This window comes from Dyella thailandensis (assembly GCF_050749815.1).
GTDB lineage: Bacteria > Pseudomonadota > Gammaproteobacteria > Xanthomonadales > Rhodanobacteraceae > Dyella_A.
Window position 1 is genome coordinate 3,139,046 of record NZ_CP192735.1, and the last position, 26,805, is coordinate 3,165,850.

Sequence of the window (26,805 nt, forward strand, 5' to 3'; positions counted from 1 at the left end):
ACATCAGAGGGCTCACGTGTATCAGCTTGATTTCACTGAATTAATCAGGCTTCAGTGCTGCCGGCGCAGCTGTATCCCACCCCTGCTGCCTCATGAACATAGGCTGCCGACCCGCAGCCGTCAACATCTTCTTAGCGTGCCGATCACAGGTATGTAAGGTCGTGCACGTCGCTTCAGAGAAGTTGCGCATGCCTCCTGGTTCATCGGTTAGTGGCGCAGGGCTCCGGGCAGTTGGCTTTCTTCGGCGGTCCATGGTGGGTCAATTGCTGGGTGCGAACGGCTGCGGATGATCCTGCTCATGCTCTAAATGCGTCCTAGATAGTTGCCATCCCCGGATGGGTAACCTGTAGACGTGATGACAAACCGGAGCGCGTGACGGGGCAGAGTTGCGGCAAGAGCCACGCGCCATTAACTTGATGGGGTTTCGGGTGTCCCAGCCTGTCCGGCCGGGATGAAACGGGAAGCCGGTGCGTCGCGCGTTCGCGCGCAACCAGTCCGGCGCTGCCCCCGCAACGGTAGGCGAGTGAATCGCCGGGCCACAAAAGCCACTGTGCCTAGGCATGGGAAGGCGTGGTCCGGAACATGCGGCCCCCCGCATGTCGCTCGCAAGCCCGGAGACCGGCCCGATTCGACTGTCCTGGCGGCTCGCGGTGGGCGAGGCTGCGGTACGGATCGCGGCCACGCCGTGCGTCTGTCGCCGTGTTTTCCCCCGATGTCCTGCCAGCTCATCCCTTGTTGAGCCGCGCGCGGGTGCACGGCGAAGGAAATCGCATGATGAACAGGAATCTCGTGGCGACGGCCGTGGCCGTCGCGCTCTTTGCTGCCGCCACGCAAGGTGCGCAGGCACAGCAGGCTGACGGCACGGCGATCGATCCGGTGATCGTCACCGCCACACGCACGGCGATCACGGTGGACGATGCCTTGTCGTCGGTCAGCGTGATCACGCGGGCCGACATCGAACGACTGCAGCCGACCTCGCTGATGGACGTGCTGACCGGCCTGCCCGGCGTCACCTTCGCGCAGTCCGGCGGGATGGGCGAGCAGACCTCGCTGTTCCTGCGCGGCACCAACTCCTCGCACACGCTGTTGCTGGTCGACGGCGTACGCGTGGGCACGGTGAGCGCCGGGCTGGCGGCGTTCGAGCAGATTCCGGTGGAGCAGATCGAGCGGATCGAGGTGGTGCGCGGGCCGCGCTCGAGCCTGTACGGCGCCGATGCGATCGGCGGCGTGATCCAGGTGTTCACCCGGCACGGCCACGCCGACGGCGACATGGCGCCGTCGCTTGCGCTGACCACCGGCAGCCGCGGCACGGTGGGCGGCCAGGTCGGCCTGTCCGGTGGCGACCGGCACGCCTGGTACAACCTCAGCCTGGGCGGCCAGTACACGCGCGGCATCAACGCCTGCCGCGACGGCGCCGGCACGGTGTTCGCCGGCTGCTTCGCCAATGAGCCGGACAAGGATGCGTTCCGCAACTACAACGCGCTGGCCAACGCCGGCTACCGCTGGGACGACGGCACCGAGCTGGCCGGCACCTGGCTGCGTAGCCGCAACTATGTGGAGTTCGATGGCGCGCCCTACGGCAACCAGGCGCTCAACGTGCAGCAGGTGGCCGGCATGCGCCTCACGTTCCGGCCGCTGTCGTTCTGGCAGCTGACCCTCGGCGCCGGTCAGAACCTGGACAAGGCCACCACGTACAACGATGGCGTCTACCTGCGCTACTCCGATTCGCGCCGCAACCAGGCCTCGTGGCAGAACGACTTCAGCCTGGCGGACAACCAGTTGCTCACGCTGGGCACCGACTATCAGCAGGAGCATCTGTCCAGCGATACCGGCTACCTCGCCAGCACCCGCCAGGACACCGGCGTATTCGCCCAGTATCAGGGCACGTTCGGCCGCCACGAGCTGCAGGTGTCCGCGCGTCACGACCACAACGGCCAGTTCGGCAACCACGACACCGGCGCCGCCGCGTGGGGCTACCGGCTCGATCACGGGCTGCGCCTGTCGGCCAGCTACGGCAGCGCCTTCCACGCGCCCACGTTCAACGACCTGTACTACCCCTACGGCAGCGGCAACCCGGACCTCAAGCCGGAAACCTCACGCAGCGCCGAGCTGGGCGTGACGCAGCAGGGCGACGGCTGGAACTGGGCGTTGAATGCCTACCAGACCCGGATCAGCCAGCTGATCGCGCTGGACAGCAACTACTTCCCGCTGAACATCAGCCGCGCGCGTATCCGCGGCATCGAGGGTCAGCTGGGGGCCACCCTGGCCGGCTGGCGCTGGCAGGGTTATCTGACCTGGCAGCAGCCGCGCAACGACGACGGCGGTCCGAACGACGGCCACTGGCTGCCGCGGCGACCGGAGCGCACCGCGCGGGTCGATCTGGACCGCCGTTTCGGCGACTTCAGCGTAGGCGCGACCTGGAACGTAGCCGGCGCGCGTTACGACAACATCGCCAACACCCAGCGGCTGGACGGTTATGCCACCGCCGACCTGCGCGCCAGCTATGCCTTCGCGCCCGGCTGGGAGCTGCAGGGACGACTGGCCAATGCCTTCGACCGGCACTACGAGACGGTCTACTACTTCAACCAGCCCGGCCGCAGCTGGTATCTCACCTTGCGTTACCGCCCGCGCTCCTGAGGCGACCCCACGCAGCAGTGCGCCCAAGGCGCGCTCGGGGCAGCCAGGCAGAGTTTTGCGCCTGATGTGTTCGCTCCGAGCGCCGCCGTACCACGGCGAAACCGAACGACGAGGACCCGATGGCTCGCGGCCGAGCCACCGGCCTCGGCCGTGGCCAGCCGCAACGGCCCCTGCCTTTCGACACGGTGGGGACTTCAGGCACATACACTGTGCGGGGACAGCGGGCATAAAGCGCGCATGTCCGTCACTCTGAACCCTGCGGCCCGGGCCCTGTCCGAGAGGCTTGCGCGATCATGCGCAGCTCGGTCGCACCGCCCGCGGCCCACGGAAGCGCCATGAATATCTTTGCCCCCATGATCCGCCGCCCGGTCGGCACCTCCCTGCTCGCTGCGGGGCTGGTGCTGGCCGGCATCTGCGCTTACCTGCTGCTGGGCGTGGCGGCGCTGCCGTCGCTGGAGTTCCCGGGTGTCTACGTGGTGGCGCAGCAGCCCGGCGCCAGCGCGCAGACCATGGCCAGCACCGTGCTGGCGCCGCTGGAACGGCACCTGGGGCGCATCCCGGGCGTGGATGAGATGTACGGCAACGCCAGCGAGGGCTCCGCCTCGGTGATGGTGCGCTTCACCTTCGACCGCACCGCCGACAAGGCTGCGCGCGACGTGCAGTCGGCGATCAACGCCGCCGCGCCGGACCTGCCTCCCGGCCTGCCGGTGCCGCCGCAGTACTTCAAGTTCGACACCGCCACCATCCCGATCCTGTTCATCACGCTGACCTCCAGCGGCCTGCCGCAGGACAAGCTGTTCGATCTGGCCGACACCCTGCTCAAGCCGGCCGTGGCGCAGATCCCCGGCGTGGCCCAGGTGCAGGTGTTCGGTGGCACGCCGCACGCGGTGCGGATCGAGCTGGATACCGCCGCCTTGGCCGCCAAGGGGCTAACCCCCACCGACGTCAGCAACGCGCTGCGCGCCGCCAACGTCACCTCGCCGCAGGGCATCCTGAGCAACGGGCGCACGCAGTACACCGTATTTGCCAACGACGCGCTGCACGAGCCGGAGGAATTCGCCCGGCTGCTGATCGCGAGCAAGAACGGCACGCCGGTGCGGCTGTCCGACGTGGCCAAGGTCTACGGCGGCCAGGAGGACAAGTACCAGGGCGCCTGGTTCAACGGCAGCGACACGGTGGGCCTGCAGATCAGCAAGCGCCCGGAAGCCAACGCGGTGGCCACGGTGGAGGCGATCCGCGCCAAGCTGCCGCAGCTGCGTGGCTCGCTGCCGGCGAACATTGCCATCACCCCGGTGTTCGACCTCACCCAGACCACCAAGTCGGCGCTGCACGAGGTGGAGACCGCGCTGCTGATCTCGATCGCGATGGTGGCGCTGGTGATGCTGGTGTTCCTGCGCCGGGTACGCCCGACCCTGATCGCCATGCTCAGCGTGCCGCTGTCGCTGGCCGGCGCGTTCGTGGCGATGTGGGCGCTGGGCTATACGCTCAACACGCTGTCGCTGGTGGCGTTGGTGCTGTGCATCGGCTTCGTGGTGGACGACGCGATCGTGGTGATCGAGAACATCGTGCGCCACATGGAGCACGGCGACGCGCCACTGGAAGCCTCGCTCAAGGGCGTGCGCGAGATCGGCTTCACGGTGGTATCGATCACGCTGTCGCTGGTGGCGGTGTTCGCGCCGCTGCTGTTCGGCAACAACATGCTGGTAATGCTGCTGCGCGAGTTCTCGGTGACGCTGACCGCGGCGGTGGTGATCTCGGCGATCGTCTCGCTCACCCTCACCCCCGCGCTGTGCGGGCGCCTGCTCAAGCACGAGCCGGTGCCGCCCAAGCCGCCCGGACGCATCGAGGCGGCCGTGGAGCGCTTCGACCGCGCCATCCTCGCGCGCTACGAGCGGGCGCTGGACTGGGCCATGCACCACCGCCGGTTGATGCGCTGGCAACCGCTGCTGCTGCTGATCCTCACCGGTGTGCTCGGCTTTGCCGTGGTGAAGACCGCTGGCGGCACCTTCATGCCCGACGAGGACACCGGCCAGCTGCAGGTATTCATCAGCGCGGACACCAATATCTCGCCGGCTCTGCTGACGCAGCGCGCGCGCGAAGTGAGCGACATCATGAAGCGCGACCCGGCTGTGCTCGACCAGCTGACCATGCTGGGCGGCAACGGCTTCGGCGGCGCGGTGGGCAACTCGGCGCAGATGTTCGTCGACCTCAAACCGCGTGGCGACGGCCCCGGCATGCGCAAGGAAGGCATCAAGCAGGTCGTCGACCGGCTGTCGAAGCAGTACAACGCGCTGCCCAACGTGGAGGTTTCGGTGAGCGCGGCGCAGTTCCTCGGCGGCGGCGGCAGCGGCGGCAACGGTGGTCAGTACGAGTTCCAGCTGATCAGCTCCAGCGGTGAAGACCTGCAGCCGTGGACGCTGAAGATGGTGCGGCAGATGCGCACCATCAAGGAATTCCGCGACGTCAGCAGCGAGTTCGAGCACACCGGCAAGGAACAGCGACTGCTGGTCGATCGCGAGGCCGCCGGCCGCCTGCACGTGGGCATGGGCACGATCGATTCGGCGCTGTACAACGCGTTCGGGCAGAACCAGGTGTCGGTGATCTATTCGGACATCAACCAGTACCGCGTCATCCTCACTTCCGGCTCGGCCGAGGATTTGAGTCCCGGCGCGCTGCTCAATCTCCACGTGCGCAACGACCAGGGCAAGATGGTGCCGCTGTCGGCGCTGGCGAAGATCGCGCCGAGCATCGCGCCGACCCGCATCCGCCATCACAACCAGATGCAGGCCACCACGATCAGCTACAACCTGGCCAAGGACGTCACCCAGGATCGCGGCATCGCGCTGGTGAACCAGGCCGCGTATGCGGTGAACCTGCCCGACGGCGTGCGGGTGGAATTCACCGGCAACAACCAGCGCCTGCAGCAGGCGCAGAACAACGGGATGATCCTGCTGCTCGCCTCGATCGTGGCGATGTACATCGTGCTGGGCATCCTCTACGAGAGCCTCGGCCACCCGCTGACGATTCTCTCCACGCTGCCGGCCGCCGGCATGGGCGCATTCCTGGCGATGCTGGTGACGCAGACACAGCTATCGCTGATGGCGATCATCGCGATCCTGATGCTGATCGGCATCGTCAAGAAGAACGCGATCCTGATGGTCGACTTCGCCCTGGTGGCCCAGCGCGAGGGCGGACTGAGCCCGCCCGAGGCGATTCGCGAGGCCGCGCTGGTGCGCTTCCGCCCGATCACCATGACCACCCTGGTGGCGATGGGCGCAGCGCTGCCGCTGGCGATCGGCTTCGGCATCGGCTCGGAGATGCGCCAGCCGCTGGGCATCGCCATTGTTGGCGGCCTCTTGGTATCGCAGCTGCTGACTTTGCTGAGCACCCCGGCGATCTATCTGTTCGACCATGACCGCCTGGCTCGCCACGCTCAGGGCCTGATGCCGAACCGGCTGAGGTGGTGGGCGATTGGCAGCATCGTGCTGGGTACGGTGCAAATACTGGGAGGCGCGGCAGTGGCGCTGATCCCGAAGCTGGGTGAGAAGCTCGGTGGCAAGGGACCGATCGTGGGAATCGCGATGATCGTGCTGGGTGCCGTGTTGATGACCTTCGCCATCCGCCTGCTCAAGAACAGGCGGCGCGCGCGCTTCGTCCTGTTCGGCGTGTTCGCCGTGGCACTCGGCTTGCCCGCCCTCGGTCAGATCGTGGCGCTGGTCACGGCGCCGCCGGGCGCTCCGGGCGGCAATCCGGTCGGCATTGCGCTGATGCTTGGCCTGGTCGGCGCGCTTGCCTGGGCGACCTTCAGCGCACGCACCAAGGCGTACTTTGGGGAGCCTGCGCAGGGCTTCCTCGCACGCCGCTTCGCCCGCATGAAACCCGTGCGCCACCACGGTTGAGTAGTGCCGGCACGTCAGCCGTCGTTGGAGCCGAGCGCGCGCCGCAGTGGTTCGAGCTGCACTTCGTAGCGCCGCCACTGCTCCAGCGCCCGGGTATGGACCGGCTCACGCACTTGGGCGCTGCTAGGCGTGGCCACCGGGGCCGGATTGCCTTCCGGGCGCAGGCAGGCTGGCTCCAGGGCAAGGCCACAATGGGCAAGTACACGAGCGAGCGTCTGTTCTGGCTGGGTCACAAGGGCGGCGTAGTCCACGTCAAGCATCGCGCCGGGCATCAGTGCATGCCAGCGTCGCACCAGACGCCGGTACAGGCCGTAATAATGGGCCATTGCGCCCATGTCGTAGCAGTAAGCCGATGTGTTGCCGAACATCACCTTGAGGTTGGAGTAACAGACATCCATCGGCGCGCGCGCCAAATGCAAGATCGGCGCCGCAGGTAGAGCCCGGCGGATGAAGGGCACCATGCGAAGGTTGATTGGCATCTTATCGATGTAGAAGCGCCGCCCCTGTGCGCGCCAACAAGTCTGCTCCCGGTAGCGCTGACCAAGCAGCTGGAAATCAATCGAGTCGGCCTTGGCGAGTATGGAAGACAGGCTGTCCGCGCGCGTTGGCGATACGTCCGCAACCCAGTGCAGCTGACGCTGGAAATCGTTGATCTCGCCGGCGGATACCACGTCGCTGTGGGCACTGAGCATGTGGTCCAGCAACGTGGATCCGGAGCGTGGCAAACTGACGATGAAGATGGGCATGGGTCCATCAGCCGGGGAATCATTGCGCGGCAGCGCTGGCAAAGCCGCAGCTGCCGCCTCAAGCGCTGCGACCTGCACAGCTTCCGCATGTGCGTCATAAGGGTTCAGCACATGCATCGCATGATTGCAACGTTCGAGCTGCGCCCACGCCTCGTCCCATTGACCGAGATCATCGAGCACCTTGAACTGCGCCGAGTGGTACTCGGCGTGGATGAAGCGCAATCGTGGGTGCGCTGCCTCTGGAGGCAGTCGAGACTGCAATGAGCGCAGCAAGTCGAGATGGTTGGCACTTGCCGTCTGCCGATGCAGGTTTGCGAGAATCACTGCTGCGTCGGCGTGCTCCGGCCATCGGTCCAGCAGCGCGAGCAACACCTGCTGCGCTTCGTCCAGTCGGCCTTCGAATTGCAGCAGCATGCCGCGAAGGTAGTACTCCCCGGGCGCGTCTAGACCACCCTTCGCCGCCATCTCCATGAGCCGTGCCGCCTGCGAAACTTCGCCCAGCATCCATCGCAGGTGTGCCTGCTCGGCGATGACATGCGGCGGCGGATTGGGTGCACGCATCAGATGGTCCAGACACTGCCGGGCACCGAGAATTTCCCCTTGGAGCGACAGGCGCCAGGCCAGCTGCGCGATCAAGGGCGCATCGTTGGGTAGGAACGCGATCGCCTCGAGCAGGTGCCGCGTCGCCTCACGCATGCGCCCATTACGAAGAATGGCCTGAGCGAGCTCCATCCGAGCCGGAACATCACGCGGCGCCTGATGGACCAAATCACGCAGCAGCGCTTCGGCCATCGGGTACTGCCCATCATCCGACGCCCGCCTTGCACGCCGACGCAGTTCAAGCTCGTTGGCCGAGGTCGGGTTTGTCATTGAGGTCTCACCGGTGATACTCGACGCAGGCCGCGGCTCATGCGCGCAGGGCCGCAGCCAGCGGCTCAAGCTGGCTCTCGTACCTTCGCCATTCGCCAAGGCTTCGCAGGTGCGGCGCCTCGCGTACCTGGTTGCAGCTCGGAGTGGCCACCGGAGAGGCATTGCGCTCCGGATGCAGACAAGCCGGTTCGAGCTGGAGGCCACAACGAGCGAGGACTCCCGAGAGCGTAGCCACCGGGGCACGCAAGAGGTCTTCGTACGCCACCTCGTGCACCAGACCGGGACAATCCTGGTGCCATCTTTCGACCAACGTGCGGTAGAGGCGGTAGTAGTGCGCCATCGACTCCATACCGTAGCTGTACGCAGGGGATGCTCCGAGCATGGCCTTCATGTTCGAGTAGCACACATCCATAGGTGCGCGATGGATGTGCACGATCACGGCGTGCGGCAAAGCGAGCCGGATGAAGGGCACCATGCGCACGTTGATGGGATTCTTGTCGACAAACCAGCGCTTGCCGGGCGCGCGCCATTGCGTCTGCGCGAGATAGCGCCGACCAAGTTCGCGAAAATCGATGGTATCCACCCGGCGCAGGACTTCCAGCATGCCAGCGACGCCGGCCGCCGGCACGTCGGCCGTCCAGCGCAACTGGCGACGAAAGTCGTTGATCTCTCCGGCCGAGACAATGGACGAGTGGCTCGACAGCGCGCGATCCAGCAGTGTCGTACCCGATCGGGGCAGACCCACGACAAAGATCGGCTGCGGACCTTCATGCTGAAGAGGGGGCGACGCAACACGATCAGCAAGATGGCGCGAGGTCCTCAGCAGAGCTTCACATATAGCTGCCTCACCCGCTGCGTCATAAGGATGTAGGGCCCGCATCAAGGCGTTGCCACGCTCCAGCGCCTGCCATGCCTCCTCGGCTCGGCCGAGATCATCGAGCACCTTAAAGCGGGCGGCGTGAAAGTTCGCCATCGCCAGTTGCTGCGCCGGGCCGGGTGGATCGGCCCGCAAGCGGGAAAGATGGCTATCCAGAAGCTCCAGCCGTTCTTCTGAGCGCTGCTTTTCGAGGTTCACCAAGGCGACAGCCGCCTCTCCGAACCGGGGCCACGTGCGCAGGCATTCGAGCAAGCCTCTCCGAGCAATGTCGAGGTCGCCATTGAACTGCGCTAGGGTCGCATGCAGGTAATGTGCATCGGGCGTGTCGGCACCGTTGTCCATGGCCCGCCTGCTCAACGCGTAAGCCTGACTGTATTCACCCAGCATCCAGCGTAGGCGCGCGAGTTCAACCAAGGCCGCGGTTGGCAGAGACCCACGCGCTTCGACCCGATCCAGGCAGTGCCGTGCAGCCACGAGTTCGCCGGCGAAGTACAGATTTCTGGTCGCGGCGAGGAGCACCCCAGGAGCGGGGGCGGGCGCTTGCGCCGCTTCGAGAAGCAAGGCAGTTGAGTTTCGCAAAAGTCCGCGAGCTTGCGTTACAGCAGCAAGATCAAGCGCCAGGCGTGGGTCATCGGGCGTCGCGCCGCGGAGAACTTCCAACGACGCCTGGGCCGCCGCCCATTCGCGCTGTTCCACTTGCTGGGCAGCGCGTCGGCGAAGTGACAAGAGCGCAACTTCGTCCAAGGGAAGATCAGTCATGCAGATACCTGACAGAGGCCCACCAAGGTGCAATGAAAAACAAGCACGGCTAGGCGCGGGGTAGCGCCGCGCGCAGCGGGGCAAGTTGGTTGGCATAACGAAGCCAGGAGGAAAGCCCGCGGCGATGAACGGGCTCGCGTACCTGGGCGGCACTCGGTGTAGCAACCGGCGAGGAGTTGCTCTCCGGGTGCAGACAATGCGCATCGAAGGGTAAGCCGCAATATGCAAGGATCGTCCGAGTCACGGACTCGGCGCTCTCAACCAGCGATCGATAATCGACGTCTAGCATTGCATCCGGGCACAGCTCCTTCCAGCGCGCAACAACGCGGCGGTACTCACCGTGAAAGTGGGCCACTGAAGCAAGATCGTTGCACCAGGGGCTGACGTCACCAAACATCGCGCGGAAGTTCGAAAAACAGACGTCCATCGGATCACGCACGATGTGCAGAATCGGGGCATAGGGCAGCGCCCGCCGGATGATTGGGACGAACTGGATGTTGATCGGCAATTTATCGACGAAGTAGCGCTTGCCGCCCGCTCGCCAGCGCGTCTGTGCAAGGTAGCGTCGGCCCAGCTCAGCGAAGTCAATCTCGGGTAACCGACGCAGCACTTCGCGCATACCGGCGACGCCCGCAGGCGGAACGTCGGCAACCCAATGAAGCTGCCGCAGGAAATCATTGATCTCTCCAGCGGAGGCCACCTCTGGGTGCGATGAGAGTATGCGGTCCAGCAACGTCGAGCCTGAGCGTGGCATGCCCACTACGAAGATGGGCTGCGGGCCTTCGCCAACGGCTGCTGTTCGCACTGTGTCATCAAGGCGAGGAAGCGCAGCCATGGCTGCCAGTAGTTCGGTCGTGAAGGTCGCCTCCATGTCCGGAGCATAGGGATTGAGCCGCTGCATGATGGCCTTGCTCTCGATGAGCGCTGCCCAGGATGCCTCGACGTCTTCCACATCATCCAGCTCCTTGGAGAGGGCCGACAGAAACTGCGCGCGGACCATGACGACTCTAGAATCGGAGGCATCGCGAGGCAACTTTTCGAGCTGCTCACGCAAGAATGGAATGTGGTGATGCTCGGACGTGTAGGTCTGTAGATTGGCCATGGCCTGGGCAGCTGCGCCAAAGTGCGGCCATCGATCCAAGCAAGCCTCGAGTATCTCGCGGGCCTGCTCCCGTTCACCCTGGAAATGGCACAGCATCGCGTGTAGATGCCATTCATTCGGTGTCTCCACACCGGCTTGATGTGCACGACGAATACACTCGCTGGCTGGGCCGATCTCACCTGTCAGCCAATAGAGATGAGCGAGGGCAGCTAGCCCGGGGCCATCCAGCCTGATTGCGCGCGCGAGTTCCGCTGTGCACTCTCTGGCTGCGACGACCTCGCCGGAGTAATACAGGCGACGGACAAGCGCGATGCAAGAGGCTGGATCCGCCCCGTGCCCCTTCGAGGCCGCATTCAGGAGGCAAGCTGACGAGGCGCGGAAAGCTCCCATCGCAAGCAGGACGTGAGCCAGTTCCAGATGGGCCGGTAGATCCGCAGGGCTACCTGCCACCAGAGCTTCCAGCACGGTACGCGCCGCAGAGAAGTTGTTGCCCTGTACGAAAGCCCGGGCTTGTTGCCGCAACTTGTCTGGAGACGAGGTGGCTACCGATGACTGCATGAATGTTCGAGTAAAGCTGCTGACGCCGAAAGCATAGCGCACCGGCACCTCAAGACAGGCAGCTCAAACGGAGCGGTCTGTGCCGATGACACTGCCAAAAACCGAAGGGTCCACAGAGCGGGGGCTGACCCGAAAAAAAACCACCGACCTTTCGGTCGGTGGCTGTGGAGCTAACACTACTTAAGTGTTCTTCAACTTACTCAGTAGTCGTAGGACACCGACAGACGCATGTAGCGCGGCGGCTGGAAGTAGACACCCATGCCGTACAAGTTGTTGATCGTGTGCGGACCGGATTCGCCAGCCGGATAGGTCTGGGTGGCCTTCTGGTCGTTCAACACGTTGTAGATATCAAACTTGAACGCGAGCTTCTGATCGGCGAAGTTCGGCGCATAACGCACACCGAGGTTGACGGTTTTGGTCCACGGGGTGTGGCCCGGATCGCCCGGATGGACGATCTTGCCACCGCACCAGTGGTAGTTGCCGCTGCCGCCCTGGTTGTAACCGGTCGGATCGCCGTCCGCATTCGGGCCGAAGTAACCCAGGCACTCCTTTGGGGTACCCGACTGGATCAGCGCAGTCGCCGACACCAGCCATTCCGGGGTGAACTGGTAGGCACCGCGGAAGCGGATCGAGTGCTTGCGGTTGTTGATCAGCTCGCCGTCCTGACCCTGCATCAGCTGCCAGGAGTCCCAATCCTCCGTCTTGGACACGTCGCCCTGGCCGAAGTCGGAGCGCACCTGGCCTTCGGTGTTGCCGATACCGTGGCTATAGGTGTAATCCACGCGACCCATCCACTTGCCATCGAACGGATGCTCGAGGTAGAGGTCGAGCGAGGTGATTTCGCGCTTCACACCTTTGAGGTAGCCCCAGTCCTGCTGGTTCATCTTGACGATCGTCGAGCTGGTGCCGTCATCGCGCGCCACGAGTATGTCGTTGGTCTTGCCCGGGTTGATCAGGCGGCAGTAGGCCGCGCCGTAGAGCGAGTCGTAGTAGTCGTTCGGATCCAGGCCCTGGCTCCTCATCTTGTCGCCAATGCGGCCCGGCGAGCACTCGTCGTCGATCGCGGTCTTCAGGTCGCGATAGGTGACCTTGGCGCCATAGGTCCAGTTGTCGTTGAGCTGCTTGTCAAAACCCAGGATGTACTCGTCGAGGTACTGCGCCTTGAGGTTACGCGCGGTGACCTGCTTCGGATCCTTCGGAGCACCGGTCTCTCCGTCCGGAGAACGAGTCGGCCTCACCACCGTCAGACCGGTCGGAATGCCGTTGGCATCGATCCCGGTGTAGCTGTAAATGGTGTCCAGGAACGCCGAACGGGTCGCGGCACGCTCGGCCGCGTTGTTCGGCAGTGCCAGGTAGTAGCGGCCCGCATTGCCGTAGACCTTGAACGACGAGTCGCCATTCACGTCCCAGCTCACACCCAGGCGCGGCTCCCACTGATTCTTCTCATCCACGAACGCCTGACCCAGGTCGTTGTAGTTGGTGAAGCGATCGTTGCGGACACCGATGTTCAACTGCACGTTCTGCGCCACTTGCCAGATGTCCTGGAGGTACCAGGCTTTCTGCGAGAGCGACATGCTGGCCAGCTTGGCGAAGTGACGCTGATCGACGGTGTAGGTCTTGCTGCCGTCGTCATTGGTCTTGACGAGATAGCGCCAGTAGTAGCCGTTCGCGACGTTGAACGGGTCGGTGATGCTGGCGTTGGGGCCGCTGGCGTAGGTGCCCTGATCGGTCGCGTTGTAGTACTGGTTGTCGATACCGACGCTCAGGTCGTGATCACCCAGGCGGTAGTCGAAATCGGCGCGCAGGCCACGCGTGGTCGACGCAGCGGTGGTGGCATTCAGTGCTGTGACCGTCTGCTCGTTAATGATGCGCGCGCCGCCCGTGTAAGCCGGATTCTGATTGGCCGACTGTGAGATGAACGGCAGATCGCTAAGCGCGCCGTAGATGGTCGGGTTGGTGAAGCGGCCCTTGCCGTACTCTACGCTAAACGTACCGTTGTCACCGATGTAGCTGGTGTACTTGCCGATGTAGAAAGTGGCCGTCTGCTTGTCACGGTTGCTGGGCTGGACGAAGTCGGCCCTGGACAGGGTGGTGTAGTCGTAGTTGTACGTGCTGCCGCCACCATTGTCCTGGCGGTCGGACATGTAGGTTGCTTCGAGAATGTTGTTCTCGTTGATGTTCCAGTCGATCTTGCCGTAGACCTTGTTTTCCTTGTTGGTGTAGAGCAGCTCACGACCGTTGTCGATGCTGCCCACCGTGGTGCCCTTGGTCTTGGTCTGCTCTGCCGACAGGAACATGTACAGTTTGTCCTTGATCAGCGGACCGCCGACATAACCGGAGTAGATCGTCTCCCACGACTTGTTCTTGCTGCGATCCCAGTACAGCGTGCCCGGCAGGCTGGGATCGGCGAGCGTGAACGGCTTGCCATCCGGCGTGGGGGCGGGGATGGTCGGATTACCGTAGTACTCGTCCTTACCGCCCGAGGCGAGATACTTCGGCGCCCAGGCAACCTGGCCGCCAAAATGCCACTCGTTGGTACCGCGCTTGCCGATCTGGTTGATCACGCCGCCGTCGGAACGACCGTACTTGGCGCTGTAGCCGCCGGTCAGGGTCTGCTGCTGATCGATCGAGCCGTAGGGCAGCGCGAAGCCGCCGATGTTGCGGTACGGCTCGCCGGTGTTGTAGCCGTTGATGTAGTACGCATTCTCCGAAACGCTCGAACCGCCGAACGACACGGCGTTACCGAAGTAGCCACTGCCCTGCACGGTGCCCGGCGCCAGCAGCGCGATGGATTCGGCGCTGCGGCCGACCGGCAGCTGCTGCAGATCCTTGGAGGTGATGACGGTGCTCGAGGTAACGCTGGACACGTCGATGGCCGGCAGGGCGCTCGCCACGACCGATACCGCGCTCAGGTTCTGGGCATCCTGCGCACTGGCAAACGGCACTTCCGTACCGCCGCCCACGCTCACGACGACCTTGTCGCTGGTGGAAATGACCGCTCCGTCCTTGATCAGCGAGACGCTGTAGGTGCCAACCGGCAAATTGGTAGCGGCGTAGCGGCCGGACGAGTCGACGGCAACGGTACGGGTGGTGCCGTTGGCCAGGTTGGTCACCTTGACCGACTCACCCGAGGCCACCGGTGCGGTACCGAAGATCGAGCCCGTGGTGGCCTGACCGTAAGCGACGCCGGTGAGGCCCATGCCCAGCGCGAGCGCGAGGGCCAAGGCGTTGCGCCGGGGGTTCATCCCCTGCAAGGAATTACGCGTATTAATAGACATGTTTAACCGATCTCCCCAGATCTGCCCGAACGGGCAAAAATTTTCGGACGCCAATTCTTGCGGCCGGCCTCTAAGTCACCGATGGATCAATGACTTACTTGTTTCAACAGACGCTCTTGCTGCCGATCCAGCATCAACGCCGAATTCATGGCGATGGCTCAAGAACAACGGTTGGGGGACAGCACATAAGGGTGCCATCCACTTGCCGAACGTACGCCGCCGCCACCGGCAGTGTCAACAATTTCTTAGCAAGCCGTAAACATAAAAAAAGCGCTGTCAACCGCCATGTGGCATGGCGCGCGCGATGTCTGGCTGCTTTTTTGACGTTGATCTGGCGCCGGTGCTAGTGCTTGAGACTTCACGCCGCTAAGACAATCGAGGGGCTAGCGACCGCGCCGGCGGTCTTCTCATTAATGCACCGGGCGTCCCAACTACGCCGCATAAGCGACTACTCACACCAGCGTGCATGATGGTCAAGATCGCTGTGTGCTGCCTCCAGTCCATGCGCACCCCGGATAGAAACCACTGAACGGCCCGCGGCTTGCTATCGTCGCCCGACCATCCAGGAAGGAGTTTCGTCATGCGCCATCCTCCGCGGGCCGTCGTCCGGCTCGCTTCGTTCACGTTGCTGGCAGCCGCCGCGGTCGGGCCGGCACCGGTCGCCGCAGCCGAGCTGGCGGTCCCACCAATCCACTACCGCGAGCGCACGCTATCCAACGGACTGCAGGTGCTCAGCGTGGAGGACCACGCCAGCCCCACCGTGACGGTGCAGGTCTGGTACCACGTGGGTTCGAAGGATGACCCGGCCGGGCGCTCGGGCTTTGCGCACCTGTTCGAGCACCTGATGTTCAAGAGCACCAAGCACATGCACGCCGAGCAGATGGACCGGCTCACCGAGGATGTCGGCGGCGCCAACAACGCCTCCACCAGCGACGACGTCACCAATTATTACGAAGTGGTGCCGGCCAACTACCTGCGCACCCTGCTGTGGGCCGAAGCCGAGCGCCTGTCCAACCTCAATGTGGATGAGAAGAACTTCAAATCCGAGCGCGCCGTGGTGCAGGAGGAATACCGCCAGAGCGTGCTCGCCAACCCCTACGGCAAGCTGTTCAACGCGATCGGCCCGCACTCGTACACCGTGCACCCGTACCGGCGTCCGACTATCGGCAGCATCGAGGATCTGGACGCCGCCTCGCTGCAGAACGTGATCGACTTCCACAACACCTTCTACCGTCCCGACAACGCCACGCTGATCGTCGCCGGCGACTTCGACCCCAAACAACTCGACGCCTGGGTCGACGACTACTTTGGCTGGATTCCGAAGCCGGCCACGCCGGTGCCGCAGGTCACCGCCAACGAGCCCCCGCGCAGCGAGGACAAGCGGTACACCGAGACCAGCCCCACCGCGCCGCTGCCCGGCATCGCGATGACCTGGCTGATCCCGCCGGCGCCGTCGGCCGACACCATCCCGCTGCAGGTCGCCGCGGCGCTGCTGTCCGAAGGCGATTCCTCGCGGTTGTACCAGTCGCTGGTGTACCGCGATCAGGTGGCGCAACAGGTTGGCGCCGACGCCGATGCGCGCATGGGCCCGGGGTTGTTCACCGTCTACGCCATCCTCGCCAGCAAGCACACGCCGGACGAGGCGGAGAAGCGGCTGCGCGCGGAGATCGACCGGCTCGCCACCCAGCCGATTCCCGAGGCGGAGCTGACCAAGGTGAAGACCCAGCTACTCACCGCCCAGCTCAAGCAGCGGCAGACCCCGATGGGGCTGGCCTTTGCGCTGGGCCAGGCGACCCTGATCGACGGCGATCCGGCCCACGTGAACAGCGACCTCGCCACCTTGCAGAAAGTGACCGCCGCGGACGTGCAGCGCGTGCTGCACACCTACGTCACCGGCGCGCACAGCGTGACCATCGACTACCTGCCGCAGCCCAAAGGCGCGCCGGCTGCTACTAGCCAGGGAGTGACGAAATGAGCCGATCGATGCACCGCCTCGCCCTCGCCGCGCTGATGGCCGGCGCCCTCGGTGTCACCGGCGCAGCCTGCGCCGGCGACTTTCCCAGCACACCACCGCCGCCGGCCGCCGCGCCGCAACTCAACGTGCCCACGCCCGCCAGCCAGACCCTGGCCAATGGCCTGCGCGTGATCAGCGTGCGTCGTGCCGGGCTGCCGCTGGTCACCGCGCAACTGCTGATCCGCCGCGGCGGTGAAATGGATCCGCCCGGCGAAGCCGGCCTGGCCAGCCTCACCGCCAACCTGCTCACCAAGGGCGCCGCCGGCAAGACCGCGCCGCAGATCGCCGCCGCCGCCGAAGCGTTGGGCGGCACGCTCGATGCGTCCGCCGGCTGGGACGAGAGCGGCGTCGGCATCACCGTCACCACGCCGCGACTGGGCGAAGCCCTGGCGCTGCTTGCCGACGTGGTGCGCCGCCCGACCTTCGCCGAGGACGAGCTGTCTCGCGCCCGCGCACAGGCGCTGGACGACCTGCAGTTGATGCTCAGCCGCCCCACCACGCTGGCCTCGCTCGTGGCCGCCCGCAGCGTGTTCGGCGACGGCGCCTACGGCCATTCGCGCAGCGGTACGCCCGCCTCGCTCAAGCGCGTGACCCGCGCCGACGTGGTGCAGCTGCATCAGGCGCTGTACCGACCGGACAACGCGATCCTAGTGCTCACCGGCGATATCACGCCTGCCCAGGCGACCGAGCTGGCGCGCGCCAGTTTCGGCGACTGGAAGGCGCCGGCCACGGCCCTGCCCAAGGCGCCGGCCACCGATGGCCGCAGCACGCTGCCCCATCTGCTGGTGATCGACCAAGCCGGTGCCGGCCAGGCCGGCGTGGTCGCCGCCCACGTGGCGCCGCCGCGCAGCGATGCGGATTTCTACGTGGGCACGGTCGCCAACGCCGTGCTCGGGGGCTCGTACTCGGCGCGCCTCAACGAGGAGATCCGTATCAAGCGCGGCCTGTCCTATGGCGCCAGCAGCAGCTTCGATCCGCGCCGCGGCAGCGGCCTTTGGCTGGCTGCGGCGCAGACCAAGAACCCGTCGGCCACCCAGGTGGTGACGCTGATGCAGGGCGAGTTCGACCGCCTGGGTTCGACACCGGTCGGCCCCGACGAACTGGCCGCGCGCAAGGCCACCTTGGTGGGCGAGTACGGGCGCAGCCTGGAAACCACGGCCGGACTGGCCGCTCAGGTGGGCGAGCTGGCGGTCTACGGGGTGGATCTGGCCGACATTGGCCGCTACATCGAGCGCGTGCAGGCGGTGACGCCTGCACAGATCCAGCGCTACGCGCAGGCTCACCTGGGCGAAACCAACCGGCACGTGGTGGTGGTCGGCGACGCGGCGCAATTCGGCGCGGCGCTGATCAAGGCGCATCCGCACGGTCGCCAGCTGAGCGCGAAGGCGCTCGACCTGGACAGCGCCACGCTGCAACCGCCGCCGACGACGACGCGCTGAGCGGCTGACCGAAAGGTCCTGGGGCCCGGGCGAGCGATCGCCCGGGCCTTTTTTTGTCGCCGCCGACGAAACGCTCTGTTGTGCAAAACAACGCACGAATGTTCACTGCGGCTGCACGGATCTTTATTAAACTATTGGGTGCAGTAACAACAAAATTCCCAAGGAACCCCGACCGTGCACGCCATCCCCTCTCCCCGTCGTCTCGCCGCTGCGTTTGCCCTGCTGACCCTGCCGGCGCTCTCCCAGGCCGCCACTCATGTGGAAGTGCAGGCCGGCCGCAGCTACATGGATTCGCACGGCACCAACACCGCCTTCGTGGAAGCGGTGTTCGCTCCGCACGCGATCGGCAACAGCCGCTACACCTGGTCGCCGGACGTATCGGCCGGATGGATCGACGGCCGTGACCTCAGCCGCAAGTACAGCCAGACCACGCGCCCCTCGGTCGCCCTGGTCGCGGCCGGTGCGCGCCTGCGCACCAGCGACGAGAGCGCGTGGTATCACCCGCTGTTCTTCAGCTTTCAGCTCGCCGGCACCAACCACGCCACTCAGGCACTCTCCAGCCACTACCAGTTCGTCAGCACGCTGGGGCTGCAGTTCAAGCACGTGAGCTTTGCCATTCGCCACATCTCCAATGGCGGCCTGCACGACCCCAACAGCGGCGAAACGATGGCCCTGGTCGGCGTGGGCTTCGACATCTGATCGACCGCGGCCGGCGCAGCGCGCACCGGCCGCCGCCTCAGAGCAGCTTGATCCCGAACGGCTTCACCGCCAGCGCGAACAGCGCGAAGCACACCACGGTGATCACCGCGCTGATCGCCAGCGCCGGCCAGAAGCCGAAGCGCGCCAGCAGGCGCGGGAACGCCAGGAACATCGGCAGCGTGGGTACCACGTACCAGAAGGTGTACCAGGCGTGGTTGGCGATCTTCGCGGTGGACTGCTTTTCCACATGCAGCCAGATCAGCGCCAGCAACGTCACCAGCGGCAGCGAGGCGATCAGCGCGCCGGCGCGGTCGCTGCGCTTGGCGACTTCGGACACGATCACCACCACGGCCGCGGTGATCAGGTATTTGGTGATGATCCAGGGCATGCAGCGGCTCGCAATGGCGGTGCGTGTGATGACATAACGCGGGGGCCGCATCGTATCGTTTCGAGGTCCTCGCCACATCGTCGAATGCTTTCCGTGACCTCCCCCGCGCACCCGCACGACCATCCCCACGACCATTCAGCCGCTGCGCATGATCACGATCATGCGCACCACGACGACCACGGGCACAGCCACGCCATCGCCCAGGACGCCGACCGCCGCTACCTCGGCGTGGCGCTGGCCCTGCTGCTGGGATTCACCGTGGTGGAAGTGGCCGTCGGCCTGATCGCCGGCTCGCTGGCGCTGATCTCCGATGCCGGTCATCTGCTCACTGATGCGGCGGCGATCGCGCTGGCGCTGTGGGCGATGAGCCTGGCCAAGCGGCCCGCCAAGGGCAGTTACACGTTCGGCCTCAAGCGGGCGGAAATTCTCAGTGCGCAGATCAACGGGCTGTCCCTGCTGCTGCTCTCGGCGTGGTTCATCATCGAGGCGGTGGTGCGGCTGATCACGCCGCCGCGCGTCGACGGTGCGCTGGTCACCGTGGTGGCCACGGTCGGCATCGGGGTGAACCTCGTCGCGGTGTGGGTGATGAGCAAGGCCAACCGGCAGAGCCTCAACGTGGAAGGCAGCTTCCAGCACATCCTCACCGATCTGTACGCCTTCATCGCCACTGCCATCGCCGGTGCCATCGTGTGGTGGACCGGCTGGAACCGCATCGACTCCATCGCCGCGTTGATCGTGGCCGCACTGATGTTCAAGGCTGGCTACGCGCTGGTGCGGGACTCCGGTCGGGTGTTCCTGGAAGCGGCGCCGCGCGGGCTGGATCCGGCCACTATCGGCGAAGCGATGCGTGCGGTCGAAGGCATCACCGCGGTGGAAGACCTGCACGTGTGGGAGGTGACCTCGGGCATGCCGGCACTGTCGGCCCATCTGTTCGTGAGCCGCGCGCTGGACTGCCACGCCACCCGCCGTCAGGTGCAGGCGATGCTCGCCGAGCGCTTCGCGATCACCCACGTCACGCTGCAGACCGATCACGCCGACGAGGACGAAACCGGCCGCGGCACGCGTGCGCCGTGCGCGTTCTCGCACGCGCACTGAGCCGCGCCCAAAACCGAAGGTTCAGTGCGCGGCGGGCGCGCCGTCGTGATCGTGGTCGTGGTGGTCCGTGTCGGTAGCGGCGCCCATGTCCATGTCGTCGTCCGGCGGCGCCCGCGCCACGATGTCCTTGTATTCCTGCGCACTCATACCGGGGAGCTTCTGCAGGAAGGCGACCATCGACCAGATCGTCGCGTCGTCGTGGCTGGCGCCCCACGCCGGCATCGCGCTCATCTTGATGCCGTGCTTGATCACCCAGAACGCCTGCTTTGGATCGACCCGCTCCCGGCTGAGGTTCGGCGGCTGCGGGTACAGGCCGGGACGGATTTCAGAATCCGCCATGGCCGGGGAGAGATGGCACTGCGTGCACATCGCCGCGTACTGGCCAGCCCCCTTGAGCACGAGCTGGGGATCGGCCAGGTCGGGCTCCGTCAGATCGGTGGCGTGGGCGCGGATCGAACGGTCGCGCAGTGCCTGCATCAGCGCGAACACCGGCCGCGTGTGCGGCGCGTCCGCGCCGATGTCGTAGCGGCCCGACCAGACGAAGGCGGTGGCGCCGGCGGCCAGCAGCACCAGCGTGGCGAGCACGCCGAAGAGGAACGGGCGAAGCGATGTCGTCATGGCAGAGTCCCGATCAGAACCAGATACGCAGGCCGGCCACAAACTGCCGGTCGAACACGGCGCGGCCGGCCGTTCGTGCGAGGTCGGCGGTGGCACCGACGCGCTGCACGAACTGCACGCCCACATACGGTGCGAACTCCCGACGGATCTCGTAGCGCAGCCGCAGGCCGAACTGTACGTCAGTGAGGCCGCGGCCGAGCCCGCGGGCCGGATCGCGGCGACCGTAGAGGTTCGCCTCCAGCTCCGGCTGCAGGATCAGCCGCTGGGTGAAACGCAGGTCGTAGCTGGCGCGCAGGCGCGCCGCACTGCGTCCGGCGGTGCCCAGGTAGAGCGTGGCCTCCACGTCGAACCAGTACGGCGCCAGGCCCTGCACGCCGGCCGCCAGCCAGTCGCGCGACGGGCCGTCGCCGAGGTCGTGGCGCACGCCCAGGGTGGTGTCCCAATAGGCCGCTACGGCGTGGCTCCACAGCGCCTCGACGTCACCGTCCTCCAGCCGCCCACCGCTGCGCTCGCCTTCGCTGCGTAGCCAGAGCTTGTCCGCATCGCCGCCGTACCAGCCCTGCAGCTCCCACGCCTGCCCGCTGCCATCACGACCGTGGAAGGCTTCGAGCTGATCGACCAGCAGCATGCCGATCGAGGCGCTGTCGGCCATGTCCATGCCGGGCATGGTGCTGTGGCCGTAGCCGTCCGAGTAATCGGGGCTGCGCGCACCTGCCGGCGCCGCGCCGCCCTGCATGGCGCCCATCGACATGCCGGGCATGCCGGCGCCCTTGGCCGCTTGATCCATCCCTGGCATCGCGGACATGTCTGACATGCCGGAAGTAGCCGGCGCCGGATGGCTATCGCCGTGCGGCATGCCTGGCATCGCGGCGTGGTTCATCGCCGGCGTGCCCTGCGTCGACGAGGAGGATGCGGGCGCGTGGTCCTCGTGCTTTGCGTGCTGCATCCCCGCCATCGCGTCCATGTTGGACACCGATGAAGCAGCCGCCGGATGGCGGTCTCCGTGCTGCATGCCTGGCATCGCGGCGTGGTCCATCGCCGGCTTGCCCTGCGTCGACGAGGAGGACGTCGGCGTGTGGCCCTCGTGCGTTGCGTGCTCCATCCCCGGCATCGCGTTCATGCCGGACATCGACGAAGCGGCCGCCGGATGGTGGTCTCCGTGCTGCATGCCCGGCATCGCGCCGTGATCCATCGCCGGCTTGCCCTGCGTCGACGAGGAGGACGCCGGCGCGTGGCCCTTGTGCGCCGCGTGCTCCATCCCCGGCGTCGCGTGATCCATCGTCGGCATCGCCTGCGATGCGGGCATATCCGCGTCGGACGCCGGCGCGGACATCGGCATGTCACCCATGGGCATCGCGCCCATGTCCATGCCTTGTGCCTCGCCGGTGGAAGCGGAGGACGACGGCGTCGATTGCGCCGCGACCGTCGGCACCCATGCCCCGACGGCGAGCGAGAGCGCGAGGCCAAGCGCGGTGCGCGCGATGTGAGGGAAAGCGATCTTCCGGCTCATGCCACCACCACTTCGCGGAACATGCCCGCTTCCATGTGGTAGAGCATGTGGCAGTGATAGGCCCAACGCCCCGGGGCGTCTGCGGTCACCCGATAGCTGATGCGCTGCGCGGGCTGCACGTTGATGGTGTGCTTGCGCACCTGGAACGTGCCGTCGGGATTTTCCAGCTCGCTCCACATGCCGTGCAGGTGGATCGGGTGGTTCATCATGGTGTCGTTGACCAGCACGATGCGCAGGCGCTCGCCGCCACGGAAGTGGATCGGCATGGCGTCGGAATACTTCACGCCGTCGAACGACCACTCGTAGCGCTCCATGTTGCCGGTGAGGTGCAGCTCGATGGTGCGGCTGGGCGGGCGCGGATCGATCGGGCCGCCGATCGTGTGCAGGTCGGAGTAGGTGAGCACGCGACGGCCGTTGTCGCGCAGCCCCACGCCCGGATCGTCGAGATTGCTGCGCGGCCTGTCCACGCGCATGTCCACGCCGGGGCCGTACTCAGTGCGGGCGTGATGCACGGGCGGTGCAGTCATGGTCATGCCGGCCATCTCTGGGCTCTCCGGGTGCTTGGGCTGATCGCCCTTCGCGCCGTGATCCATCGCCATCGCGCCCATCATGTCGACCATCCCGAGTCGCGTGCGCGGATCCAGCGGCGGCACCGGCGCGCGCATGCCTTCGCGCGGCGCCAGCGTGCCGCAGGCGTACCCGCTGCGGTCGATCGACTGGGCGAACACGGTGTAGGCGCGGTCGTCAGTCGGCTCCACCAGCACGTCGTAGACCTCAGCCACACCGATGCGCAGCTCGTCCACCGCCACCGGCTGCACGTCCTGGCCGTCGGCTGCGATCACCGTCATTGTCAGGCCCGGGATCGCCAAGTCGAAGAAGGTCATCGAGGAGCCGTTGATGATGCGCAGGCGCACCCGCTCGCCGGGGCGGAACAGGCCGGTCCAGTTGCCCGCCGGTGCCACGCCATTGAGCAGGTAGGTGTAGGTGGCGCCGGAGACGTCGCTGAGATCGCTGGGGCTCATCCGCATGCGGTTCCACATGCGGCGCTTGGCCAGCGCCTGCTGCCAGCCCAGCGCGCGCACGTCGTGGAGGAACTCCGGGGCGGTCGGCTGGGCGTAGTTGTAGTAGTCGCTGTGGCGCTTGAGCGTGGCGTAGACGTGCTCGGGATCGTCGTCGGTCCAGTCCGACAGCAGCAGCACGTGCTCGCGGTCGGCCGGGTGCCGCTCGCCTTCGGCGGGGTCGACCACGATGGCGCCGTACAGGCCGGTCTGCTCCTGGAACCGCGTGTGCGAGTGGTACCAGTAGGTGCCGCTCTGGCGCACGGGAAAGCGATAGCTGAAGGTTTCGCCCGGCGCGATGCCCGGGAAGCTCAAGCCCGGGACGCCGTCCATGGCGAACGGCAGCAGGATGCCGTGCCAGTGGATCGAGGTGGGCGTAGCCAGGCGGTTGGTCACGTGCAGGGTGACCTCGCTGCCTTCCTTCCAGCGCAGCAGCGGCCCGGGCGCGAAGCCGTTGATCGCATGCGCCAGCCGCCGCGTGCCGGTGAAGTTGACCGGCACCTGGCCGATCTCCAGTGCGAATTCGGTGCCGGACAGCGTCGGCGGGGCGATACCGCCAACCACGGGGATACGCGCTGCAGCGGCACGGGCTGGACGGCTGCCGAGCAGCCCGGCGCTGGCGGCCACCGAACCGAGCGCGAGGCCCTGGACGAAGCGGCGGCGGGAAACATCCATCCCGCCGGGTGGCGACGGAACGGGCAGGTTCGTGCGGGTCATCTGAACTCTCCAACAGGCGTCGCGCGAGCAGCGTGTCGCGACGCGACATCACGCACCCGCCGGGGCGTCCACGGCGGGCGATGGGCGTACGGGTGGAGAGTCAGTTTTGCGGTGGTCGCAACGGCGGCGACGCGGGCCGCCGCGGTGCGGTGTCGACCGGACGCGGCGCGAGCGCCACAGGCGACAACTGGAGCGCCACCGTCAGCGCCGGCACTGGCAGCAGCGCGGGCGCGCACATCGTGGGGCAGTGGCAAGCGCCATCGGCCATGCCCGCACCGCCGTCGCAATGGGGAGATCCCGGCGACGCAGCATGGGCGGCTGTCGCCGGATGGCTCGTCATCATGGCGGCTTCCGTCATCGCCGCGGGCGCCGTCGCCATGGCGCCCATGCCGACCATCGACAAGGCGTGGGCCGTGTTGAGCACCAGCATCAGCCAGGCGAACAGGCTCATCGCCCAGCGGCGGGGAGCAAGCGACAGGCGGCGTGGCGAGAGGATCATCTGCACAGCTTAGGCGCTGCCGATCGGGCGCTCAACGCTGGAGCAGGCTCCATGCGGTCTACGGCTGGCTGAAGCCCAGGTGCAGGGTGATCTTGTCGCCGGCCTTGAGGTCCTTCATCGCCGCAGGCGGGAAATGCACCTTGAGCGCCATGCCGCCGGCGGTCACATCGACGATGCCGGTAGCCGGGTCGGCGGCGGTGACCGTGGCCGGCATGCGGTGCATGCCCTTGACGTTCATGCCGGCCATGCGGTGCATGCGCATCGACTGCATCGAGCCGCCCGCACTGGTGGCGGTAGGCGGCATGGTGTCCTGGGCGAGGGCGCTGCCGGCGGCGAGGGACAGGGTCAGCAGGGCAGCGGTAAGCGTACGGTGGCGGATCATCGGCGTTCTCCGGAAGCGGTGGGCTCGGAACAGCCGCCCGACGCTAGCGCACGCCGCGTTCAGTCCACCTGAAAACGGCGTGTGCGAGCGGCCTCAGTGACCGCCGGCAGCCGGCCCCGGCTTCGCCCCGAACGGCGGCTTGGCCAGCCAGATCACCAGGATCAGCCCCAGGAAGATCCAGCCCAGCACGTGGAACACCTCGTTGAAGGAGATCTGGTAACCCTGCTGGGTGATCATCTGGTTGATCGTCGCCGCGGCCGCGGTGGTATCACCATGACCAACCTGCTGTATCGCCGCCTGCGCGGTGGGGTTGTACGGGGTGATCTGCTCGGCCAGCTGGGCGTGGTGGGTGACCGCCCGGCGCTCCCACATGAAGGTGGTAAGCGAGGCGGCGAAGCTGCCGCCCAGCGTGCGCAGGAAGGTGGCCAAGCCGGAGCCGGCGGCAATCTCGTTCTGCTGCAGGTCCGACAGCAGAATCGACAGCACCGGCATGAAGAACAGCGCCACGCCCAGGCCCTGCAGCAGCTGCACCATCGCCACGTGGTGGAAGTCGATCTGCAGGTAGAAGTCCGAGCGCATGAAGCAGGTCACGCCCATCACCAGGAAGGCCGCACTGGCCAGCCAGCGCAGGTCGATGCGGCTGGCGTACTTGCCCACCACGAAGGTCAGCAACACCGGAATCACGCCCAGCGGCGCGGTGGCGTAGCCGGCCCAGGTCGAGGTGTAGCCCAGGTTGCGCTGCAGCCACAGCGGCACCATCAGGCCGATCGAGAAGAACGCGGCATACGCGAGCACCAGTGCCAACGTGCCGGCGCTGAAGTTGCGATGGCGGAACAGCCGAAGATTGACGATCGGATCCTTGTCGGTGAGCTCCCAGATCAAGAACACCGCCAAGGCGACCGCCGAGATGATGCTGGTGATGACGATGAAGTGGGAATTGAACCAGTCCTCGTCGTTGCCCTTGTCCAGCACCACCTGCAGCGCGCCCACGCCGATGATCAGCGTGATCAGACCGACGTAGTCGATCTTCGGCCGCTCAGTCTTCTCCTCGCGGCCCTTCATCTGCGCGCCCACCACCATCGAGGCGAAGATGCCGATCGGCACGTTGATGAAGAAGATCCACGGCCACGAGTAGTTGTCGGTGATCAGGCCGCCCAGGATCGGGCCGGCGATCGGCGCCACCACGGTGACCATCGCCAGCAGCGCCAGCGCCATGCCGCGCTTGGCCGGCGGGTAGATCGAGATCAGCAGGCTCTGCGTGATCGGGTACATCGGGCCGGCCACCGCGCCCTGGATCGCGCGGAACAGGATCAGCATGCCCATGCTCTGCGAGATGCCGCACAGGAACGAGGTCAGTGCAAACAGCAGCGTCGACCAGATGAACAGCTTTACCTCGCCGAAGCGGCGGGTGAGGAAGCCGGTCAGCGGCAGCGCGATGGCCATGCTCACCGCAAACGAGGTGATCACCCAGGTGCTCTGGTTCGAGCTCACGCCGAGGTTGCCGGCGATGGTCGGCAGCGACACGTTGGCGATCGTCGTATCCAGCACCTGCATGAAGGTGGCCAGCGACAGGCCGACCGTGGTCAGCGCCAGATTGGGTGGACGGAAGGCTGTGCTCATGACGACTCGAGTGGGGGCGGGGGAGGAGCCGGTGCCGCCG

General features: G+C 66.1%; 17 protein-coding genes and 1 riboswitch. Of the genes, 6 read left to right on the forward strand and 11 right to left on the reverse strand.

Annotated features, from left to right (window positions below; translation table 11 throughout):
- Positions 1-409: 409 nt before the first annotated feature.
- Positions 410-641, forward strand: a riboswitch (cobalamin riboswitch).
- A 133-nt stretch (positions 642-774) separates the two neighbouring features.
- Both btuB and ACQVBX_RS14435 read left to right on the forward strand, forming a co-directional pair.
- Positions 775-2,637, forward strand: a complete 1,863-nt coding sequence (gene btuB, locus ACQVBX_RS14430; RefSeq protein ID WP_431638195.1) for a TonB-dependent vitamin B12 receptor — start codon at positions 775-777, stop codon at positions 2,635-2,637.
- A gap of 335 nt (positions 2,638-2,972) precedes the next feature.
- The gene (locus tag ACQVBX_RS14435; RefSeq protein ID WP_431634960.1) at positions 2,973-6,536 is read left to right on the forward strand and encodes an efflux RND transporter permease subunit; all 3,564 of its coding nucleotides are present in this window, start codon (positions 2,973-2,975) and stop codon (positions 6,534-6,536) included.
- A gap of 14 nt (positions 6,537-6,550) precedes the next feature.
- On the opposite strand, the gene ACQVBX_RS14440 is transcribed toward ACQVBX_RS14435, so the two are convergent.
- The 4 genes from ACQVBX_RS14440 to ACQVBX_RS14455 all read right to left on the reverse strand — a co-directional run bounded on the left by ACQVBX_RS14440 (position 6,551) and on the right by ACQVBX_RS14455 (position 14,726).
- The gene (locus tag ACQVBX_RS14440) at positions 6,551-8,152 is read right to left on the reverse strand and encodes a tetratricopeptide repeat-containing sulfotransferase family protein (protein WP_431638196.1); all 1,602 of its coding nucleotides are present in this window, start codon (positions 8,150-8,152) and stop codon (positions 6,551-6,553) included.
- Positions 8,153-8,189: 37 nt separating this feature from the next.
- Positions 8,190-9,788: a tetratricopeptide repeat-containing sulfotransferase family protein gene (locus ACQVBX_RS14445; protein WP_431634961.1), complete on the reverse strand. Its 1,599-nt coding sequence runs from the start codon at positions 9,786-9,788 to the stop codon at positions 8,190-8,192.
- A 49-nt stretch (positions 9,789-9,837) separates the two neighbouring features.
- The gene (locus ACQVBX_RS14450; RefSeq protein ID WP_431634962.1) at positions 9,838-11,490 is read right to left on the reverse strand and encodes a sulfotransferase; all 1,653 of its coding nucleotides are present in this window, start codon (positions 11,488-11,490) and stop codon (positions 9,838-9,840) included.
- Between the two features lie 158 nt (positions 11,491-11,648).
- A complete protein-coding gene (locus ACQVBX_RS14455) occupies positions 11,649-14,726 on the reverse strand; it encodes a TonB-dependent receptor (protein ID WP_431634963.1) in 3,078 nt (1,025 codons plus the stop codon).
- A gap of 580 nt (positions 14,727-15,306) precedes the next feature.
- Between ACQVBX_RS14455 and ACQVBX_RS14460 the strand changes: the two genes are divergently transcribed.
- The 3 genes from ACQVBX_RS14460 (at position 15,307) to ACQVBX_RS14470 (ending at position 18,878) form a co-directional block, all read left to right on the forward strand.
- A complete protein-coding gene (locus tag ACQVBX_RS14460; RefSeq protein WP_431634965.1) occupies positions 15,307-16,701 on the forward strand; it encodes a M16 family metallopeptidase in 1,395 nt (464 codons plus the stop codon).
- Entirely contained in the window at positions 16,698-18,179 is a 1,482-nt protein-coding gene (locus ACQVBX_RS14465) for a M16 family metallopeptidase (RefSeq protein ID WP_431634966.1), read from the forward strand. Before ACQVBX_RS14460 ends, ACQVBX_RS14465 begins: the two co-directional genes overlap by 4 nt.
- Before the next feature lie 183 nt (positions 18,180-18,362).
- A complete protein-coding gene (locus tag ACQVBX_RS14470; protein WP_431638197.1) occupies positions 18,363-18,878 on the forward strand; it encodes an acyloxyacyl hydrolase in 516 nt (171 codons plus the stop codon).
- A 37-nt stretch (positions 18,879-18,915) separates the two neighbouring features.
- On the opposite strand, the gene ACQVBX_RS14475 is transcribed toward ACQVBX_RS14470, so the two are convergent.
- A complete protein-coding gene (locus ACQVBX_RS14475; protein ID WP_431634967.1) occupies positions 18,916-19,266 on the reverse strand; it encodes a DUF3147 family protein in 351 nt (116 codons plus the stop codon).
- A 93-nt stretch (positions 19,267-19,359) separates the two neighbouring features.
- On the opposite strand from ACQVBX_RS14475, the gene ACQVBX_RS14480 reads away from it, so the two are divergent.
- A complete protein-coding gene (locus ACQVBX_RS14480) occupies positions 19,360-20,361 on the forward strand; it encodes a cation diffusion facilitator family transporter (protein ID WP_431634968.1) in 1,002 nt (333 codons plus the stop codon).
- 21 nt (positions 20,362-20,382) lie between these two features.
- On the opposite strand, the gene ACQVBX_RS14485 is transcribed toward ACQVBX_RS14480, so the two are convergent.
- The 6 genes from ACQVBX_RS14485 to ACQVBX_RS14510 all read right to left on the reverse strand — a co-directional run bounded on the left by ACQVBX_RS14485 (position 20,383) and on the right by ACQVBX_RS14510 (position 26,765).
- A complete protein-coding gene (locus ACQVBX_RS14485; RefSeq protein ID WP_431634969.1) occupies positions 20,383-20,979 on the reverse strand; it encodes a c-type cytochrome in 597 nt (198 codons plus the stop codon).
- Between the two features lie 13 nt (positions 20,980-20,992).
- Positions 20,993-22,489, reverse strand: a complete 1,497-nt coding sequence (locus tag ACQVBX_RS14490) for a copper resistance protein B (RefSeq protein ID WP_431634970.1) — start codon at positions 22,487-22,489, stop codon at positions 20,993-20,995.
- Positions 22,486-24,264 (reverse strand): copper resistance system multicopper oxidase, encoded by a 1,779-nt coding sequence (locus tag ACQVBX_RS14495; protein ID WP_431634971.1) that lies wholly within the window; start codon positions 24,262-24,264, stop codon positions 22,486-22,488. The genes ACQVBX_RS14490 and ACQVBX_RS14495 overlap by 4 nt, the downstream gene beginning before the upstream one ends.
- Positions 24,265-24,364: 100 nt before the next feature.
- A complete protein-coding gene (locus ACQVBX_RS14500) occupies positions 24,365-24,763 on the reverse strand; it encodes a hypothetical protein (protein ID WP_431634972.1) in 399 nt (132 codons plus the stop codon).
- Positions 24,764-24,821: 58 nt separating this feature from the next.
- Positions 24,822-25,145: a hypothetical protein gene (locus ACQVBX_RS14505; protein WP_431634973.1), complete on the reverse strand. Its 324-nt coding sequence runs from the start codon at positions 25,143-25,145 to the stop codon at positions 24,822-24,824.
- Between the two features lie 93 nt (positions 25,146-25,238).
- Positions 25,239-26,765: a DHA2 family efflux MFS transporter permease subunit gene (locus ACQVBX_RS14510; protein ID WP_431634974.1), complete on the reverse strand. Its 1,527-nt coding sequence runs from the start codon at positions 26,763-26,765 to the stop codon at positions 25,239-25,241.
- Positions 26,766-26,805: the final 40 nt, after the last annotated feature.